This is a genomic window from Saccharothrix sp. CB00851 (assembly GCF_001905065.1).
Taxonomy (GTDB): Bacteria; Actinomycetota; Actinomycetes; order Mycobacteriales; family Pseudonocardiaceae; genus Actinosynnema.
Genome location: NZ_LWLC01000012.1, coordinates 54,571 through 71,636 on the forward strand (window position 1 = coordinate 54,571; position 17,066 = coordinate 71,636).

Here is a 17,066-nt window from a genome sequence, read left to right on the forward strand (position 1 = left end):
GCGGCCCTGCCGGGCTTGTCAGGCGTTCACCGGACAGGGGCCAAGTCGGGGACGGCTCAGTCGTCGCCCCGCCCCGGCCGCCAGCGGTCGGCCGAGCCGATGGCCGCCGCCGCCGACCACGACCACACCACGAGCCCGGCGACGAGCGCCGCCGCGCAGCAGACCGCGACGAACGTCGGCGTGACGAGGTCCAGCTCGGTAACGGCCAGGGGACGCACCACGAAGTCGCCGACCACGAGCCCGCCCGCGACCGCCGCCGTCAACGGCAGCAGCGACACGAGAGCCGAAGCGCGCCAGTAGATCCGGCGGTTCCCGGTGAGGACGCTCACCGGCGCGATCGACCGGCCGAAGCGGAGGAACTCGCCGGCGAGCCCCAGCCCGGTGGCCAGGATGAGCACGGCGAGCCCGTACCCGCCGATCACCGCGATCCAGTCCGACTGCTGCAACGGCGGCGCCGCGCCGACGTGCCAGGATTCGCCCGGCACGCTGGTCGCCACGCCGAACGGGAAGGCGACACCGGCGTTGTTCAGCACGCCCGGCGCGATGTCGCCTCCGTCAGGGGTGAAGGCGAGCAACGCGAAGGAGCCGTCCGCCAGGGCCGACGACGGGGTTCCCGGTGACACGGTCAGCGTCGGCTCGCGCCCGCCGCCCGCCGACCGAAGCCAGGCGGCGAACGCGGCCTCGGCGGGGTCGACGCGCACCTGCTGCTCCGCGGCGCACGGCAACGTCAGCGATGCGAGCGTGGCGCAGTCGCCCGTCACGTGGACCTGCGCGGTGCGGTTGGTCCTGGTGACCGTGTAGGCGGCCACTTCGACGCCGTCGGGCACGGCCGCCACGAAGGCGTCCACCGCCCCGGTGGTGGCCGGACCGCGCGGGTGCACGTCCACGAACGAGTGGCCGTGCTCCTCGACGAACCCGTCGGACCCCTCGGCGGTGGCGGCGAAGTTGCCCTGCATGGTGAGGGCGAACAACAAGAAGAGGATGCAGGAGCACACCCCGAGCACCTGCCGGGCGATCGCGTCGGGGCGGTGGGCCATCCGGCGTCCGGAGGTGAGCAGCGCCGGCCGTCCGCGCTCGTGGCCCACCCGGGCCAGCGCGCGGCCCATCGCGCCGACTCCGGCGCCGATCGCGGTCGGCATGGTCAGCACGACGCCGACCAGCCCCGCGTACGCGACGAGCACGTGCACCAGCTCGAAGGGGGAGAACAGCGACGGCCCCCAAGCGGCGAGGAGGGCGAAGCACGGGAACAGCGCGACCCGCGTGCCACGCGTGTGTCCGGCGAGTGCCCGCAACGGCCGGATGACGCCGAACGCGCCGATCGCGCCGCGCAGGACCGCCGCGGACAGCACGAATGCGACGGCCGCGAGCGTGCCGAGCCCGAACGCCCACCACAGGCCGCGGACGTCGGCGCCGGGCACGACGTAGTCCACGAGCGGCAGGCGCCGGTCGGCGGCGGCGAACCAGGCGATCACGCCGACCGCGCCGAGCGCGCCCAGGGAGACCGGCGCCCACGCCTCGCCGAGCGCGATCAACAGGCGGTGCGGCAAACGACCGCCCAGCGCCGTGATCAGGGCGTCCCGTCGATCCCGGGAGTGCGCGGCGACGCCGGAGGCCACCAGGGCCAGCAGCAGTGACGGGACCAGGCCCAACAGCACGAGCAGCACGACCAACGCGTCGGCGGAGAAGTCCTGGTCCGCCGCCAGCCAGTGGATGTTCTCGGCCGGCACCACGCGATCGGAGCCGCCGAAGGCCGACACCGCCGTGCCGACCGCCGGGGGGACGTCCTGCGCGGGTCGGACGTAGGCGAGCAGTTCGGTCGCGTCGGCCAGGCCGGGTGCGCCGATCGTGCCGACGAGCCGGCCGTAGCGTCCGGAGATCCCCTGGTCGGCGCCGTCCCGGAGCAGTTCGGGCGAGACCACGGCGGTGCCCCGCTCGGGCCACGCGGCGAGCCCCGGCGGAAGGGGTGCGTCGTCGCCGGCGGGCGAGAGGTAGGCGACCGTGTACTGCCTGCCCCCTTGCAGGTGGTCGATCACCAACTTGACCCGCACGGTCGATCCCGGAGGGGCCGACGGTGCGGCGGGCACGAGGTGGCCTGCCACCATGCGGCCCGCCCGGGAGGATTCGATCGCAGGCGCGGCGATCACCGCGGCCGTGGCCGAGGCCAGCGAGAGGCTCGCCAGCGCGAGCGCGACGAACCGGATGCCGCCGGACTCGGACCTGGTCGAGGCCGCCCGGCCGATGCCGAGCAGCCGGGACCGCAGGAGTCGGCTCACCGCCTGCCCCCGGCGGCCGTCCGCGGCACGAGGTCGCGGCTGCGGACGGTGAGCACGTGGTCGGCGCGTTGCGCCACCGTTTCGTCGTGGGTGACGACCAGCAGGCCGCACCCGTGCCGCTCCGGCAGTGCGAACAGCAGGTCGGCGACCAGGTCGCGGTTGCGCTCGTCGAGCGATCCGGTCGGCTCGTCGGCCAGCAGCAACCGCGGCCGGTTGATCAGCGCGCGGGCGACGGCGGTGCGCTGGCGCTCGCCGCCGGAGAGCGTGGCGACGGACCTGGACCGGGGCACGCCGAGTTCGCGGAGCAGTTCGGTCACCTCCGCGTCGAGGTCGGGTCCGGACCGGCCGGCGAGCAGCGCGGCGAGCGCCACGTTCTCCTCGGGGCTGAGCTCCGGGAGCAGTTCGGCGAACTGGAAGACCATGCCCACCGACTCGGCCCGCAGCCGCGCGAGGTCTTTCCCGCGCAACGCGGTGATGTCCCGGCCGTCGACCTCGATGGTCCCGGACTGCGGCTTGACCAGGCCCAGCGCGAGGGACAGCAGGCTGCTCTTGCCCGAGCCGCTCGGTCCCAGGACCGCGGTGGACCGGCCCAGCGGGAGCGTCAGGCTCAAGTCCTCGAAGAGCTGCCGGTCGCCGACGCGGTAGCTGAGCCCGTCGACCCGGAGCGCGTGGTGCGCGGTCATGTCGATCCCTTGCCTGGAACGGGGACGGCCCCACCTCCGGGTGAGGCCCGGAGGTGGGGCCGCAGTCGCCGGGGTCGGCTCACCACACCCACTCGTTCCAGGGGCCGCAGCTGTCCACGTGGTTGTTCCAGTCGGTGCACGCCTTGATCTCCAGGACGGCGTTGCCGGTGTCGCCCCAGACCTCGGTGTTGCACCCGTCCCGGTTGTTCTTCCGCTGGATGTCCGGGTCGCCGCTCTCCTTGACCTTGGCGTAGGCGGCGCGGCCGTCGCACTTGGTGTCCTTGACCACCCACGCCCCGTCGTTCCAGCCCCACGCCTCCGAGCCCGTGGTGTCGGAGCCGACTTTGTAGGCGGCGCCGGCCGGCGACGAGGCGCCGACCGCGGCGAAGATGGCCACCGCCGCGATGGCGGAGCGCAGCAGGAACTTCTGCTTCATGGTGGTGGATCGACCTCTCGTGGTGCGGGCTCGGCTGCTGGAGCCTCTTGGCTTCGGAGCGAGGTGAGGTCCCCCCGGACCCTCGACCTCGTGCTCCAGCGTCGGCCGCACGCTTTCGGTGGGCTTTCACCGCGGTGAAAGCGCGACCGCGTCAGTCGAGCACCGCGAACGCCTCCACCTCCACCAGCACGTCGGGCTCGAACAGGTAGTCGACGCCGATGAGCGACACGGGCGGGAGTGGCCGCGGGATGCCCAGTTCGTCGGCGACCCGGTCGATGCCGCCCATGAAGGTGTCCATCAGGTCCGGCCGCCAGCCCGTGACGAAGAACCGGAGCCGCACCACGTCGGTGAACGCCGCGCCGGCGCCGGCCAGGCCGATCGCGGTGTTGCGCAGGGCTTGCGCGACCTGGCCGGTGAGGTCGCCGGTCGCGACCGGGTTCCCCTCGGCGTCCCGCGCGATCTGACCGGCGACGTGCACGTGCCGACTGCCCGTGCCGATCGAGACGTGGTGGTAGGGAACGGGCTGGAACATGCCTTCGGGGGACAGCAGCTGCACGGTCACGGGAGTTCCTTCGCGCTGGTCATGAGTGGTATCCAAGGTCTACCTGGTACACGAAGGGAACTTCAACGAGACTAGGTGTCGTGCAGGAAACCGCCCAGGGCCCCCAGATCACCGCCCCACACCGCGAGCTGCTCGACCAGGTGCTCGACAAGTGGTCGCTCCAAGTGCTCGACAAGCTGTGCGGACAGCCGTTGCGCTTCAACGAGCTGCGCCGCGAGATCCCGGTGGTGACGCAGAAGTCGTTGACCGCGACGCTGCGGCGCCTGGAGCGCAACGGGATGGTCGAACGGGTCGTCACGAACACCCGGCCGATCGCCGTGGAGTACCGCATCACGCCGCTCGGCACGACCCTGCAGGACCTCATCGACGCGCTCCTGCGGTGGAGCACGGTCAACATGGCCGACGTCGAACGCGCCCGCGCGCGGTTCGACGCCGAGGCGTGACGGGTCAGCCGTCCAGGATGCCGCGCCGGTAGGCGGCGGCCACCGCGGAGGCGCGGTCGGTCACCTCCAGCTTGGCGTAGATGTGCAGCAGGTGGGTCTTCACGGTGGCCTCGCTGAGGTAGAGCCGGGCCGCGGTCTCGCGGTTGGTCCGGCCTTCCGCGACGAGCGCCAGCACCTCCCGTTCCCGGGCGCTCAGCCGTGCCTCGGTCAGCGGCGGCCGCGGCCGGATGCGGGAGAGCAGGAGGGCGGCGACGGACGGTGCCAGCACGGTCTCGCCGCGGGCGGCGGCACGCACGGCGCGGAACAGCTCCTCGCGCGGTGCGTCCTTGAGCAGGTAGCCGATCGCGCCCGCCTCGATCGCCGGCAGCACGTCCGAGTCGGTGTCGTGGGTGGTGAGCACGAGGACCCGGGTCGCCGGGACGCGGTCCAGCAGCTGCCGGATCAGGGCACCGCCGCTGGGGTCGGGCAGCCGCAGGTCGGTCAGCACGACGTCCGGCCGGGTCGCGGCGACCACGGTCAGCGCCTCGGTCCCGGACGCCGCCTCGCCGACGACGTCCAGGTCCGGTTGCGTGCCGAGCATGCCGCGCAGCCCGTCCCGCACCACCGGGTGGTCGTCCACGACCACCAGCCGCAGCGTCACCGGTCCACCCCGATCACCGGGACGGTGACGCTGACCGCCGTGCCGCCACCCGGCGCGGACTCGATGTCCACCCCGCCCGCCAGCGCGCGCACCCGCTCGCGCAACGCCGTGAGGCCGAAGCCGCCGGTCCGGCCGGGTGTGAACCCGCGACCGTCGTCGCACACGTCCAACACGACCACGTCCTCCATGTAGGACAGTGTGACGTCCACGCGTCGCGCCCCGGCGTGCCTGCCCACGTTGGACAGGGTTTCCTGGGCGGCGCGCAGCACGGTCACCTCGACCTCCGAGTGCAGCGGCTGGGGCGTGCCGGTGACGGTGAACGTGGCCGGCACCCCGTACTGCTCCCGCCACGTCGTCACGGCCTGCCGCACGGCGTCACCCAGCCTGGCGTCCTGCAGCGGTCCGGGGCGCAGTGCCTCGATCGAGCGGCGGACCTCCACCAGGCTGGTGCGGGCCAGGTCGGCGGCGATCTCCAACCGGGAACGCGCGGGCCCGGGTGGGAGTCCGTCGACCGCTTCCAGCTGCGTGACGATCCCGGTCAGCCCCTGGGCGACGGTGTCGTGGATCTCCCGGGCCAGTCGTGCGCGTTCTTCGGCGATGCCCGCGGCCCTGGCCTGTTCGACCAGGAGCCCGTGCAGCCGGGTGTTCTCCGCGGCCACGGCGACCAGTTCGGCGTTGGTCTCGCGGCGGCGGATCGCCTCCCGCTCCATCGCCCTGACCATGCCGCCGACCAGCGAGGCCAGCACCGTGCCCAGGGCGACGTTGATCAGCTGTTGGCGCAGGTCGTCACCGGAGAGCAGGAGGAACGGGACGTTCGCGGCGACCACGCCCGGGTACGCGCGCCACCCGGGCAGCGCGACGAACGCCAGCACGTAGCACATGGGGACGAACATCAGGAACGCGTCGCTGCGCAGCACCAGGACCGAGCTGAACGCGAGCATGCCCACGAAGTACACGGCCATCGCCCACACCCAGCGGTCCCACCACTGCGGGTGCGCCACCACGAACCACCAGTGCCACACCGCGAGTCCGGCGGCGACGCCCAGCGTGACCGCGTGGCCGGTCCCGTCGCGCGGGTCGGTGACCACCGACACCGCGCACGCCAGGACGAGCAGGCCGAACGGGGCCAACGCCCAGGTCTGGTTCCACCGCCGTTCCCGCGACAGGCCCAGCCGTTCCTCCACCGTCGTCACACCGCCATCTTCGCCGCCGTGCGGCGATAAGTCAGGCGGCGCAGCAACGCCTCCGCGGGTCCGCGCTTCCCGACGTGCCGCAGCAGAACGGCGAGGAACAGGGAAACCAGCCACGTCCCGAGCGCGACCGCGGACAGCCCGGCGGTGCCCAGCGTCGCGCCGAGCCCCAGGGTGTACGGCATCAGCAACGCCACGAACACCACCGACTGGAACAGGTAGCAGCTCAGCGAGTACTGGCCTCCGGCTTCGAGCAGTCGCACCACCGGTCCCCGGCGTTCGCCGACGCGGACCGCCACCAACGCGATGAGCGCCGCGTACCCGAGACCTCCCGCGACACCGGTGACGGCGTGCAGCGCCGCGATGCCCCACAGCGTGAGCGGGCCCGTCGGCTGCCAGAACTCGCCCACCGCCAAGGCGATCGGCAACCCGCCCGCCACGGCCGCCGTCAGCCCGATCACGGCGGTGCGGACCAGCAGGGCACGGTGCGCGGTCGGGTCGGTGAGCACGTTCCGCCTGGCCGCCCACGTGCCGATCAGGACGGCGCTGCCCACGCCGATCATGCCGAACGGCGTCAGCAGCCACTCCGTCGGCCGCAGGGCCGCCGCCGCGACGGGGTCCGCGGTCTCGAAGGACAGGAAGTGGTGCCGCGTGCCGTCCGACGGCGCCAGTTCGGACGCACCCTGCACCAGTGCCACGACGACCAGCCACAGGCCGGCGGCGACGAGCAGCTTGCGGTCCGACGCCCGCAGCCACCCCAGGACCAGGAAACCGAGGATCCCGTAGCTGATCAGGATGTCACCGGGGAACAGCAGCACCACGTGCACCGCGCCGAACACGATCAACCAGCGGCTGCGCCGCCGCAGCAGCCGCTTGGCCTCGCGGTCGTCCGCCCCGGCTTCGCGCTGGCGCCGGTAGGAGTGCACGACCCCGTAGGCGAAGAGGGCGGCGAACATCGGGTACGCGCGCCCGCCGACCGCGGTCACGTTCAGCACGGCGGCGATCCGGTCGAGCAGGCCGTGTTCCACGATGTGCTGGCGCACCCCGTACTGGCGGCCGTAGAGGTACGGCACGGAGTTGGCCAGCGCGATGAGGGCGAGCATGAGGCCGCGGGCCAGGTCGGGCGCGAGCACCCGTTCCCGGGTGGAGACCGGCCCCACCGCGGTAGTCGTCTGAGTCATGGGCTCAGCGTTGTTGTGGGGCACCCGGTCGCGGATCGACGATCCGACCGACTCGGGGCATCCACCCCGGACCTGTGCGGATCAACCGATCGGTCGATGGTGGCGAAGCGCTTCGATGCAGGTCATTGACAAGATCCGGGACGCGTCGCACAGTTTGGGAGCGCTCCCAGATCATCACCGTCGATGAAGGAAACGTCCTATGAGACCGCGTCTCGTCGTGCTCCCGGCGCTCGCCGCGCTCCTGGCCGCCCCAGCCGTGCTGATCTCCCCGGCACAGGCGGCCGACACCCCGGTCACCGTGACCGTCAACACCAGGGCCGGGTTGGAGGTGGTGCACGAGGCAGCGACCGGCGTCAACCACGCCATCTGGGACACCCACCTGGGCAGTGACGCGGTCGCCGACCTGCTCAAGGACGCCGGCGTGAAGGCGATGCGCTACCCGGGCGGCTCGTACTCGGACATCTACCACTGGGCCGACCACACCGCGCCCGGCGGGTACGTGGCGCCCAACACCGACTTCGACACGTTCATGAAGGGCGTGCGGAGGGCGGGCGGGCAGGCGATCGTCACCGCCAACTACGGCACGGGCACGGCCGAGGAAGCGGCGGCCTGGGTGCGGTACGCCAACGTCGAGAAGCAGTACGGCGTGAAGTACTGGGAGATCGGCAACGAGAACTACGGCAACGGGCACTACGGCTCCGGCTGGGAGGCCGACCACCACCCGGACAAGAGCCCGCGCTACTACGCCACCCTGGTCCGCGACTACGCCACGGCGATGAAGGCGGTCGACCCGACCATCAAGATCGGCGCGGTGCTGACCACGCCGGGCGAGTGGCCGGACGGCATCACCGCCGCGGGCGACAGCGGCTCGTGGAACGAGGTCGTGCTGTCCATCGCGGGTCCCGTGGTCGACTTCGGCATCATCCACTGGTACCCGGGCGGTGACACGGCGGCGCAGGTGCTGGCCAAGACCGACCGGGTCAAGGACCAGGTCGCGCTGGTGCGCGAGCAGTCGCGCCGGCTGGCGGGCAAGGACCTCGGCATCGCGCTGACCGAGGTGAACACGTCGTTCGGCCGCAACACCCAGCCGGGCGCGCTGTTCGCCGCCGACGCCTACGCGACCATGATCGGCCACGGCGTGTTCAACGTGGACTGGTGGAACGTCCACAACGGCATGGGCCAGGTGCGCGAGATCGCGGGCCACCCCGACTACGACGACTACGGCCTGCTCTCCAGCGGCAACTGCAACACCGACGGCACGGTGTGCCAGCCCGCGCTGAACACGCCGTTCGCGCCGTACCACGCGATCTCGATGGTGTCGAAGTTCGCCCGGCCCGGTGACCAGCTCATCACGGCCGCGTCCACCGACCCGCTGGTGCGCAGCCACGCGGCCCGGCGCACCGACGGCGGCCTGTCCGTGATGCTGATCAACCAGGACCCGGACGCCGCCAAGACCGTGGACCTGCGGCTCTCGGGCTACACGGCCGCCGCCGACGCGACCGTGCTGACCTTCGCCAACGGCGACACCGGCATCGCGACGGCCACCGGCTCGTCGTCCTCGGTGACGCTGCCGCCGTACTCGATCACCACCGTCGTGCTCAGGCCGCACGGCTCGGCGACCGGACCGGCCGCGCCCGCCCGCCCGGTCGCCGCCGAGGTCACCGACCGCACGGCCGTGCTGTCCTGGCCCGCGCCGCCCGCCGGCGTGAAGTACGAGGTGCACCGGGTCAACGGCGCGAACACCGAGCAGTGGGGCGAGACCACCGGCACCACGTTCACCGCCGCCAACCTCACGCCCGGCACGCCGTACACGGTCAACCTGGTGGCCCGGGACAACGCGGGCAAGGTCTCGTGGTCCTCGCCGCCGCTGACGTTCACCACCGGCACCCCGGCCGACTCGACGTGCGCGGTGACCTACAAGGAGAGCACCAACTGGGGCAACGGCTTCGTCGCCGACCTGCAGATCACCAACACCGGCACGCGGCCGGTCGCCGGGTGGACGCTGACCTACACCTGGCCGACCACCTGGCAGCAGGTCTCCAGCGGCTGGAACGCCACCTGGTCCCAGACCGGCAACCAGGTGGCCGTCGCCAACACCGCGACGCTCGCGCCCGGCGAGTCGACCACGGCCGGGTTCGTCGGCGCCTACCAGGGGCCGAACGTGCACCCCGTGAAGTACTTCCTCAACGGCAAGCTCTGCACCACCCGGTGACGTGACGCCGTCCCCCGCCGGCCGCCGGCGGGGGACGGCTCACCTGAGGTGCAGGTCGAGCCCGCTCGTCCCCTCCGGTTCCAGGTCCGGCAGCAGGCGCATGTCGCGGCCGTAGTCGGTGGTGAGCGACCGGTACGGGACCGGGTCGTCGGTGAACAGACCGGCCAGCCGGCGCCGGTACTCCTCCCGCGCCGCCGCGAACCGCTCCGCCGGCACGTCGACCGACTTGTACACGACGAACGGTTCGAGGGGCACCAAGCCGGTGAACCACAACACGCCGTGCTGCAACGGGAAGAGGACGTCCGCCAGCCGGCCGTGCGCGCCCCGTTCGGAGAACGCCGTCTCACGCGCGCCGATCGTCACCGACAGCAGCGCGCGCCGCCCGCCGAAGGCGGCCTTGTCCGAGTACGGCGGTGGCACGGCCGGTCCGTGCGCGAAACCGTTGGTGAACACGCGGTCGAGCCAGCCCTTGAGGATGGCCGGCACCGAGAACCACCACATCGGGAACTGCAGGATCACCGCGTCCGACCAGCGCACCTTCTCCTGCTCGGCGGTGACGTCGGCGGTCAGCCGGCCCGCCAGGGTGGCCCGCTCGTGCGCGGCCAGCACGTCCAGCGGCCGGTCACCGGTGTCGGCGGGGAAGTCGTCGGCGTCGATCGCGGCCTTCCACTTCATCGCGTAGAGGTCGGACACCCGCACCTCGTGCCCGGCCGCGCGCAGCTCCTCGACCGCGAACGAAGTCAGGGCGCCGTTGAGCGACCGCGGTTCGGGGTGTGCGCTCACCACGAGGATCTTCTTCCTGGTCATGTGATCACGTTCGCGTGAGTCGGACGCGGTAGCCAGCACCCGGTTCAACCGGCGGAACCGCGATCCTGGTACCGCGAGGGCCACGCATACTTGATCCCATGGACCGCGTGGAGATCCGCAGCGACGACGTCGACGGGATCGGTGACGTGGGGCGGGCGCTCGGCGGTTTCCTGCGCGCCCGCCGGGATCGCGTCGCACCGGAGCACGTCGGGCTCGCGGCGGGACGTCGCCGCCGGGTGCGCGGGCTGCGCCGCGAGGAGCTGGCCCAGCTCGCCGGGATCAGCGTGGACTACTACGTGCGCCTGGAGCAGGGGCGGGCGACGCAGCCGTCCCCCGAGGTCCTCGACTCGCTGGCCCGCGCGCTCGACCTCGACGCGGCGGAGCGCAAGCACCTCGCGACCCTGGCCGCCGCCGGGGAGGGCCCCCCGCCGCGGGCCCGCGTCAGCCCGCTGTTGCGGCGGCTCCTGGCCGCGGCGGGCGACTTCCCGGCGTTCGCGACGGACCACCGCCTCGACGTGGTGGCGTGGAACGACCTGGGGTCCGAGCTGTTCGGCGGCCTGGCCGACCCGGGCCGCCGGGACCGCAACAACGCCAGGTTCCTGTTCCTCGACGACGCCTCCCGGGCCGTGTTCCCCGAGTGGGAGCGGCGGGCGGCGGAGGCGGTCGGCCAGCTGCGGGTCGCCGCCGGGCGCTACCCCGACGACGCGGAACTGGCCGCGCTCATCACCGACCTGTCCGCGCGCAGCGCCGAGTTCCGGCGGATCTGGGCCGGTGGCGAGGTGGTGATGTGCGCGGCGGGGCGCAAGCGGTTGCGGCACCCGGTGGCCGGGCTGCTCACCCTGGACTACGAGACGCTGCACGTGCCCGCGTCGCCCGGCGAGACGGGCCTGGTCGTGCACGTGTTCAGCGCCGAGGAGGGCAGCGCGGAGGCCACCGCCCTCGCCCGGCTCCGCTAGGGAGACGCTTTCACCGCCCGTCGCCGCGTCCCCGGTCGTCCAGGACGAGCGGGGCGCGGCCCTGGACGGCGTAGCGGACGTGGGTGACGTCCGGGGCGTGCAGGACGCGGATCGACGTCAGCTCGATGCCCTCCTTGTGGCCCAGGCCGAGGTCGGCGTCCAGCAGGCGCAGGCCGGTGCCGAGGACCACCGGGGCGATGTGCAGGTCCAGCTCGTCCAGCAGGCCGGCGGCCAGGACCTGGCGGACCAGCGAGCCACCGCCCGCCACGGCGACGTCCTTGCCGCCCGCGACGGCCTTGGCCTGCTCCACCGCGCTCGCGACGCCGTCCGTGACGTAGGTGAAGCTGGTGCCGCCCTTGCGCTCCAGCTTCTGCCGCGGCCGGTGGGTCACCACGAAGACGGGCGCGCGGAACGGCGGCTCCTCGCCCCACGGCACCTCGCCGCCATCGGCCATCCGCCGACCCATCACGTACGCGCCGGCGGCTTCGAAGTTCTCCTCGATGACGTCGGAGTTGAGGTCGCGCTCGCCGCCCGCGAAGCCCTGCCGCTCCCGCCACGACATCGCGCTGATCGCCCAGCGGGTGACGCGGAAGAACGCCGCCGCCTCCGCCGAGGCCAGCCAGTCGCCGTCGCCGTCGTGGCGCGGCCCGGCGTAGAAACCGTCGAGGGACACCGACAGCTGCGCGGTCACCTTGGTCATGTGCGTTCCCTTCTCCCGGCGACGCCCGGACGGGGTCGCTCGGGAGGGGATCGGAGCCGTCGGGGTGATTTCTACGTCGACCCGGAAAAATCTTCGGCGGACGCGCAGCGGGCCGCCCGCCGCAGGAGGAACCGCTGCTCGGCGACGTTGCCGGCCAGTCGGGCGGCCTCGCGGAACGCCTCGCCGGCGGCGGCCGGGTCACCCGCCCGCTCCAGGAGGTGGGCCCGCACGGCGAACAGCCGGTGGTGGCCCGCCAGGGCTCCGCGCTCCAGGTCGGCGAGGACGTCCAGCGCGGCACGGGGACCGCGCACCTCGCCCAGGGCCACGGCCCGGTTCAGCGCGGTGACCGAGCTGGGCGCCAGGCGTTCCAGCACGTCGTACAGCGCGAGGACCTGCGGCCAGTCGGTGTCCTCGGCCGTGGCCGCCTCGCTGTGCACGGCGGCGATCGCCGCCTGCACCTGGTACGGGCCGACGGGGTGGGCCGCCAGGCTGCGGGTGACCAGCGCGGTGCCCTCGGCGATCGCCGCGCGGTCCCACCGCGACCGGTCCTGCTCGGCCAACGGGACCAGCATGCCGTCCGCGTCGGTGCGCGCGGCGGCGCGCGCCTCGGTCAGCAGCATCAACGCCAGCAGACCGGCGGTCTCACCGGAGTCGGGCAGCCGGTCGTGCAGCTCACGGGTCAGCCGCAGCGCCTGCCCGGTCAGGTCGGGACGGCGCAGCCGCGGACCGGCGCTGGCGCTGTAGCCCTCGTTGAACAGCAGGTACAGCACGTGCAGCACGACCGCCAGCGCCTTGTCCTGGTCGGCGGGCAGTTCGAACCGGGCGCCCGCCTCCAGCAGCCGCTGCTTGGCGCGGGAGATCCGCTGGCCCATCGTCTTGTCCGGCACCAGGAACGCCGCGGCGATCTCGGCGGTGGTCAGCCCGGCCACGGCTCGCAGGGTGAGCGCCATCTGCGACGGCGCGGTCAGCGCGGGGTGGCAGCACAGGAACAGCAGTTCCAGCAGGTCGTCACGCGCGGGCTCGGCGTCCGGCGGCGGTGCGAGCAGCTCGTCGCGCGGCACGGCGTCGAACAGCGCGTGCTCCCGGCGTTCCCGGGCGGCGTCGGACCGCACCAGGTCGACGTACCGGCGGTTGGCGACCGTCGTGAGCCAGCCGAGGGGGTGTTCGGGGAGGCCGCTGCGGTACCACGCTTCGGCGGCGTCGATCAACGCTTCCTGCACCGCGTCCTCGCACCGCGCGAAGTCGCCGTGCCGGCGCACGAGGATGCCGAGCACCCGCGGCGTCAGGGTGCGCAGGGCTTCCTCGACGGCGGTCAAAGCTCGTCGCCGCCGTGCCGCATGAGGGGCCACACCTCAAGGCCGCCGCCCAGGCCCCGGCTGTAGCGCAGGGCCGGGTAGGACCGCGCGATCTCCAGTGCCCGCTGCTCGCTGTCGACGTCGACCACGAAGTAGGAGCCGACGTACTCCTTGGCCTCCAGGTACGGGCCGTCCGTGACGACGGGTGCCTCGTCCACCACGCGCACCGCCTGCGGGCGGGACACCAGGCCCTGAGAGTCGACGAGCTCGCCGGACTCCCGCAGGTACGCGTTGAACGCGTCCACCTCGGCGACCAGCTTCGCGAACTCCTGCGCGTCCACGCTGTTCCACACCTGCTCGTTGCCGTAGATCAGCATCAGGTACTTCACCGCGGGCCTCCCGCCGTCGACTTCGGACAGTGGGGATTCTGCCGGCAGCTCCCGCTTTCGAAACTTTTGCGAAAGCTGACCCTCTTCTTGTCGGGTCGCGTGTCGGACCTGCGCCTTTTCGGGTGAATCGTTGCAGTTCAGAGCTTCGTTGTGTTTCGTGAGATTTCCGATAGTGTCGGACCGTGAGCGCGCTGAAGATCCTCGAACGCACGTGCGTCGCGCGCCGGGCGCGGAACGACCGGCCGCACCCTCCCGCGCCGGTGGTGGAACTGGTCTTCCCCGCCTTGAACAGCGCGTGGGCCATGGAGGTGATGTGGGGCGTCGTGGACTCCGGGCTCGACGTGGTGATGTCCACGGCGGTCGGTCGCGGCACGTCCTGGGCCGCCGACGTGGTCGAGGCGCGGCGCGCCGGCGTGCTGCTCGTGACGTGCCCGATCAGCGTCGCCGAGGAGCGGGTGTTCGCGCGCGCCGGGGTGCCGCTGGTGCACATCGACCCGGTCGACGCGGCCACGCCGGACCTGCTCAGCGTCGCCGCCACCAACCGGGCGGGCGGCGTCACGGCGGTGAAGCACCTGCTGTCGCTCGGGCACCGGCGGATCGGTGTCGTCGGCGGTCCGCGTGACGTGCTGTGCAGCCGTGCCCGCGTGGACGGCTACCGGTTCGCCCTCGAACGCGCCGGTATCCCGTTCGACACCGCGCTGGTGCGCCACGCGGATTTCACCCGGGAGGGCGGGCGGCGGGAAGCGGCCGAGCTGCTGCGCGGGCCCGACCGGCCCACGGCGGTCTTCGCGGCCAACGACGAGCAGGCCCTCGGCGTGGTCGAAGCCGCCCGCGCCGCGGGCCTGTCGGTGCCCGCGGACCTCAGCGTCGTCGGCTTCGACGACCTCCCGGCGGCCCGCCGCGGCACCCCGGCCCTGACCACCGTGCGCCAACCGCTGGCCGCGATGGGCAGGCAGGCGGGCTGGATGCTGGCCGATCTGATCGCCGGCCACCAACCACCCACCGACCACGTCGAACTGCCGACCGACCTGGTCGTCCGCGCCTCGACCGCCCCGCCGAACCCGTGGTGAAGCCCGCGCCGTCGCGTCAGCCGGTGGTCGTGATCGTGGTCGGCGGGACCGGTGTCGTCGGTGCGGGGGACTGGGTGGCGGACGACGGTGGCGCGGTGGTGGTGGCGGGCGGCACGGTGGGCATGACGACGGTGAACGGGACGCCCGGTTCTTCGCGGCAGCCGCGCTCGTCGTGGACCACGCGGGGGCGGGGGTAGCGGTTGTCGTGGCGGTCGTCGCCGGCGCAGCCGTACCACGGGGCGTTGAGCGGGCGGCCGTCCTCGTCGTAGAGGTGGACGTCGGTCAGCGGCTTGCCGTCCTTGTCGAACACGTAGATGTTCTGGCGGGCAGGCGGTGCCGGGTTGTACGAGACCGGGGCGCTCCTCGGGTAGCGGTCGAAGCTCGTGACCAGTCCGCCGAGGACGGTCAGCAGGACCCCCAGGGCGAACCCGGTCGCGGGCAGGCTGATCCACAGCCAGCGGCGGTCGGTCCTCGCCTTGGGGCCGGCGAACAGCGACAGCGCGGCCAGCACCAGGGCGAGCACGAACATGAGGTCCGGCCGGTAGACCAGGATGCCGCCCGCGGCGATCAGCAGCGCACGGCCGATCCACCACACCGGCTGGAAGACGCGCAGCGACTCGAACCCCTTGGCCAGGTCGGACTCGAGGGCCCGGGTGGACACGTCCTTGATGGCGACGGTCTCCGGCAGCCGCGTGATCGCGGCGAGCAGGTCCTTCTGCCGGAACACCAGCAGGGTGGCCGCCGCGGTGCACAGGCCGACGAGCAGGGTCGCACCCAGGGTGTCCCCGCGGGTGACGGCGAAGCCGAACGCCATGACCGTGCCGGCCAGCAGGCTCCACAGCGCGAACCGGGCCGCGAACGACAGCCGGTCGCCGTCGGTGTCCGGGGTGGTGGACGTGGGGGAGGGGTAGCCGGCCGCGGCGCGCAGTTCCTCGGCGTACGCGCGCGGCGTGCCCAGCCGGTCGATCAGGGCGGCCAGCGAGAACTCGTCGCCCATCTCCTCGGCGACCTCGGCCACGTGCGCGCCGGCGTCGTCCATGATCTCGGCGACCTCGGCGGCGGGCAGGTCGGCCAGCGCCTCGCGCATACCGTCCAGGTAGTGCTTGACCTCGGTGTTCGTCTGCGTGTTCATGCACCCTCCCCCAACAGGTCGTCCAACGCCCGCGCGAACGACTTCCAGGTCTGGCCCGATTCGACGAGCCGTTCCCGGCCCGGCTCGTTGAGGCTGTAGTACTTGCGGTGCGGGCCCTCTTCGCTGGGCACGACGTACGACGTGAGCAGTCCGGCGTTGTAGAGCCGGCGCAGGGTGCCGTAGACCGACGCGTCGCCGACGCCGTCCAGGCCGCCCTGGCGGAGTCTGCGCAGCACGTCGTAGCCGTACCCGTCCTCCTTGCGCAGCACCGCAAGGACGGCGAGGTCCAGCACCCCCTTGAGCAGCTGGCTGGTGTCCATGCGCTTCTCCCCGGTGGTGTGCGATCGATGGTACTACGGAAAGCGGAGTACCGCGTACGGAGGGGTAGTGCGAGGATCACGCCCGTGGCAACGGAGTTCGTGGGAGACCCGTCGTGGGTGTGGGGCCTGGTGTCGTCCGACGACGACGTCCGCCGGCAGGCCCTGGCCCGGCACCAGGCGTCGATCAAGGCGGCGGCGGACGCCCTGCGCTGGTCGAACGACGTGTGGGCGCGGGCGGGCACCCCCGCGCCGAGCGAGCCGCACCTGGCCGCCGAGATGGACCAGGCCCGCGCCGCCTTCCGCTACCACTACGGGCAGACGATCATGGAGCTGACCGCCTCGGCGTGGGGCGACGACCGGGAACTGCGGGACCGCCACGCGCCGTTCGTGCTGCTCTACCTGGACTGGGAGGGTCGCTACCCGGACGAGTGGGGTGCGCCCGCCTCACGGCTGTGGTCGGCGTGGGGTCGCAAGGCGGTGCTGTTGCGCGCGCTGGCCAAGGGCGGCGTGCCGGACACCATCCGGCCGGGGATGACCGACCTGATCGCCGACGTGGTCCGCCGCCGCTACCGCTGCAAGGACTGGCTGTACGCGCGGCTGGTCCGGCACATCGCCGACGATCGGTTCGAAGAGCGGATGCGGGCCCTGCTGGAGCACGACGACCCGGAGGTGCGGCTGCGCGCGGAGTTCCTGCTGCACGTGGCCGAGCACCCGGAGCCGAACGTGCGGGTGACCACCTGGGGCCGGTGGCTCGCCGCCCGCTGACCGGGGCCGTCC

Annotated in this window: 18 protein-coding genes; 5 read left to right on the forward strand and 13 right to left on the reverse strand. The window is 72.9% G+C overall.

The window, feature by feature from the left end; genetic code table 11:
• Positions 1–56: 56 nt before the first annotated feature.
• The 4 genes from A6A25_RS12940 to A6A25_RS12955 form a co-directional block, all read right to left on the reverse strand.
• Complete coding sequence (locus A6A25_RS12940; protein ID WP_073888897.1) at positions 57–2,273, reverse strand: hypothetical protein; 2,217 nt, start codon at positions 2,271–2,273, stop codon at positions 57–59.
• Positions 2,270–2,956, reverse strand: coding sequence for an ABC transporter ATP-binding protein (locus A6A25_RS12945; RefSeq protein WP_073888898.1), 687 nt, complete (start codon positions 2,954–2,956; stop codon positions 2,270–2,272). The genes A6A25_RS12940 and A6A25_RS12945 overlap by 4 nt, the downstream gene beginning before the upstream one ends.
• Before the next feature lie 79 nt (positions 2,957–3,035).
• Complete coding sequence (locus tag A6A25_RS12950; protein ID WP_073888899.1) at positions 3,036–3,392, reverse strand: hypothetical protein; 357 nt, start codon at positions 3,390–3,392, stop codon at positions 3,036–3,038.
• 151 nt (positions 3,393–3,543) lie between these two features.
• Positions 3,544–3,954, reverse strand: a complete 411-nt coding sequence (locus A6A25_RS12955; RefSeq protein ID WP_073888900.1) for a RidA family protein — start codon at positions 3,952–3,954, stop codon at positions 3,544–3,546.
• Positions 3,955–4,034: 80 nt separating this feature from the next.
• Between A6A25_RS12955 and A6A25_RS12960 the strand changes: the two genes are divergently transcribed.
• On the forward strand, positions 4,035–4,397 hold the full coding sequence (locus A6A25_RS12960) for a winged helix-turn-helix transcriptional regulator (RefSeq protein ID WP_073888901.1): 363 nt from the start codon (positions 4,035–4,037) through the stop codon (positions 4,395–4,397).
• A gap of 4 nt (positions 4,398–4,401) precedes the next feature.
• On the opposite strand, the gene A6A25_RS12965 is transcribed toward A6A25_RS12960, so the two are convergent.
• The 3 genes from A6A25_RS12965 to A6A25_RS12975 are packed head-to-tail and all read right to left on the reverse strand — an operon-like array spanning position 4,402 to position 7,408.
• Positions 4,402–5,037: a response regulator gene (locus tag A6A25_RS12965; protein ID WP_073888903.1), complete on the reverse strand. Its 636-nt coding sequence runs from the start codon at positions 5,035–5,037 to the stop codon at positions 4,402–4,404.
• Complete coding sequence (locus tag A6A25_RS12970) at positions 5,034–6,230, reverse strand: sensor histidine kinase (protein ID WP_083668293.1); 1,197 nt, start codon at positions 6,228–6,230, stop codon at positions 5,034–5,036. Before A6A25_RS12970 ends, A6A25_RS12965 begins: the two co-directional genes overlap by 4 nt.
• Complete coding sequence (locus tag A6A25_RS12975; protein WP_073888906.1) at positions 6,227–7,408, reverse strand: DUF418 domain-containing protein; 1,182 nt, start codon at positions 7,406–7,408, stop codon at positions 6,227–6,229. Before A6A25_RS12975 ends, A6A25_RS12970 begins: the two co-directional genes overlap by 4 nt.
• A 199-nt stretch (positions 7,409–7,607) precedes the next feature.
• Between A6A25_RS12975 and A6A25_RS12980 the strand changes: the two genes are divergently transcribed.
• Positions 7,608–9,620: a cellulose binding domain-containing protein gene (locus A6A25_RS12980; protein ID WP_073888909.1), complete on the forward strand. Its 2,013-nt coding sequence runs from the start codon at positions 7,608–7,610 to the stop codon at positions 9,618–9,620.
• A 39-nt stretch (positions 9,621–9,659) separates the two neighbouring features.
• Here A6A25_RS12980 and A6A25_RS12985 read toward each other — a convergent pair whose 3' ends face one another.
• Positions 9,660–10,427, reverse strand: a complete 768-nt coding sequence (locus A6A25_RS12985; RefSeq protein ID WP_073888913.1) for an NAD(P)H-dependent oxidoreductase — start codon at positions 10,425–10,427, stop codon at positions 9,660–9,662.
• 98 nt (positions 10,428–10,525) lie between these two features.
• Between A6A25_RS12985 and A6A25_RS12990 the strand changes: the two genes are divergently transcribed.
• A complete protein-coding gene (locus tag A6A25_RS12990) occupies positions 10,526–11,383 on the forward strand; it encodes a helix-turn-helix domain-containing protein (RefSeq protein ID WP_073888917.1) in 858 nt (285 codons plus the stop codon).
• A gap of 10 nt (positions 11,384–11,393) precedes the next feature.
• On the opposite strand, the gene A6A25_RS12995 is transcribed toward A6A25_RS12990, so the two are convergent.
• The 3 genes from A6A25_RS12995 to A6A25_RS13005 form a co-directional block, all read right to left on the reverse strand.
• A complete protein-coding gene (locus A6A25_RS12995) occupies positions 11,394–12,083 on the reverse strand; it encodes a dihydrofolate reductase family protein (RefSeq protein ID WP_073888920.1) in 690 nt (229 codons plus the stop codon).
• 71 nt (positions 12,084–12,154) lie between these two features.
• A complete protein-coding gene (locus tag A6A25_RS13000) occupies positions 12,155–13,399 on the reverse strand; it encodes an RNA polymerase sigma factor (protein ID WP_073888923.1) in 1,245 nt (414 codons plus the stop codon).
• Complete coding sequence (locus A6A25_RS13005; RefSeq protein ID WP_073888926.1) at positions 13,396–13,767, reverse strand: YciI family protein; 372 nt, start codon at positions 13,765–13,767, stop codon at positions 13,396–13,398. Before A6A25_RS13005 ends, A6A25_RS13000 begins: the two co-directional genes overlap by 4 nt.
• A 182-nt stretch (positions 13,768–13,949) precedes the next feature.
• On the opposite strand from A6A25_RS13005, the gene A6A25_RS13010 reads away from it, so the two are divergent.
• Positions 13,950–14,837: a substrate-binding domain-containing protein gene (locus A6A25_RS13010; protein WP_073888928.1), complete on the forward strand. Its 888-nt coding sequence runs from the start codon at positions 13,950–13,952 to the stop codon at positions 14,835–14,837.
• Positions 14,838–14,853: 16 nt separating this feature from the next.
• Here the strand turns inward: A6A25_RS13010 and A6A25_RS13015 are convergent, their stop codons facing one another.
• Together A6A25_RS13015 and A6A25_RS13020 are read right to left on the reverse strand one after the other, a co-directional pair.
• A complete protein-coding gene (locus A6A25_RS13015) occupies positions 14,854–15,969 on the reverse strand; it encodes a DUF1700 domain-containing protein (RefSeq protein ID WP_073888931.1) in 1,116 nt (371 codons plus the stop codon).
• Positions 15,966–16,289 carry a PadR family transcriptional regulator gene (locus A6A25_RS13020; RefSeq protein ID WP_073888934.1) on the reverse strand — a complete coding sequence of 108 codons (324 nt, stop codon included), beginning with the start codon at positions 16,287–16,289 and terminating at the stop codon, positions 15,966–15,968. Before A6A25_RS13020 ends, A6A25_RS13015 begins: the two co-directional genes overlap by 4 nt.
• 84 nt (positions 16,290–16,373) lie before the next feature.
• On the opposite strand from A6A25_RS13020, the gene A6A25_RS13025 reads away from it, so the two are divergent.
• Positions 16,374–17,054, forward strand: coding sequence for a hypothetical protein (locus A6A25_RS13025; protein ID WP_073888937.1), 681 nt, complete (start codon positions 16,374–16,376; stop codon positions 17,052–17,054).
• Positions 17,055–17,066: the final 12 nt, after the last annotated feature.

Excerpts from the sequence above, each read along its gene's own strand:
- A6A25_RS12945 (WP_073888898.1), bottom strand. The coding sequence starts at position 2,956 with ATGACCGCGCACCACGCGCTCCGGGTCGACGGGCTCAGCTACCGCGTC.
- A6A25_RS12950 (WP_073888899.1), bottom strand. The coding sequence starts at position 3,392 with ATGAAGCAGAAGTTCCTGCTGCGCTCCGCCATCGCGGCGGTGGCCATC.
- A6A25_RS12975 (WP_073888906.1), bottom strand. The coding sequence starts at position 7,408 with ATGACTCAGACGACTACCGCGGTGGGGCCGGTCTCCACCCGGGAACGG.
- A6A25_RS12980 (WP_073888909.1), top strand. The coding sequence starts at position 7,608 with ATGAGACCGCGTCTCGTCGTGCTCCCGGCGCTCGCCGCGCTCCTGGCC.
- A6A25_RS12985 (WP_073888913.1), bottom strand. The coding sequence starts at position 10,427 with ATGACCAGGAAGAAGATCCTCGTGGTGAGCGCACACCCCGAACCGCGG.
- A6A25_RS12990 (WP_073888917.1), top strand. The coding sequence starts at position 10,526 with ATGGACCGCGTGGAGATCCGCAGCGACGACGTCGACGGGATCGGTGAC.
- A6A25_RS12995 (WP_073888920.1), bottom strand. The coding sequence starts at position 12,083 with ATGACCAAGGTGACCGCGCAGCTGTCGGTGTCCCTCGACGGTTTCTAC.
- A6A25_RS13015 (WP_073888931.1), bottom strand. The coding sequence starts at position 15,969 with ATGAACACGCAGACGAACACCGAGGTCAAGCACTACCTGGACGGTATG.
- A6A25_RS13020 (WP_073888934.1), bottom strand. The coding sequence starts at position 16,289 with ATGGACACCAGCCAGCTGCTCAAGGGGGTGCTGGACCTCGCCGTCCTT.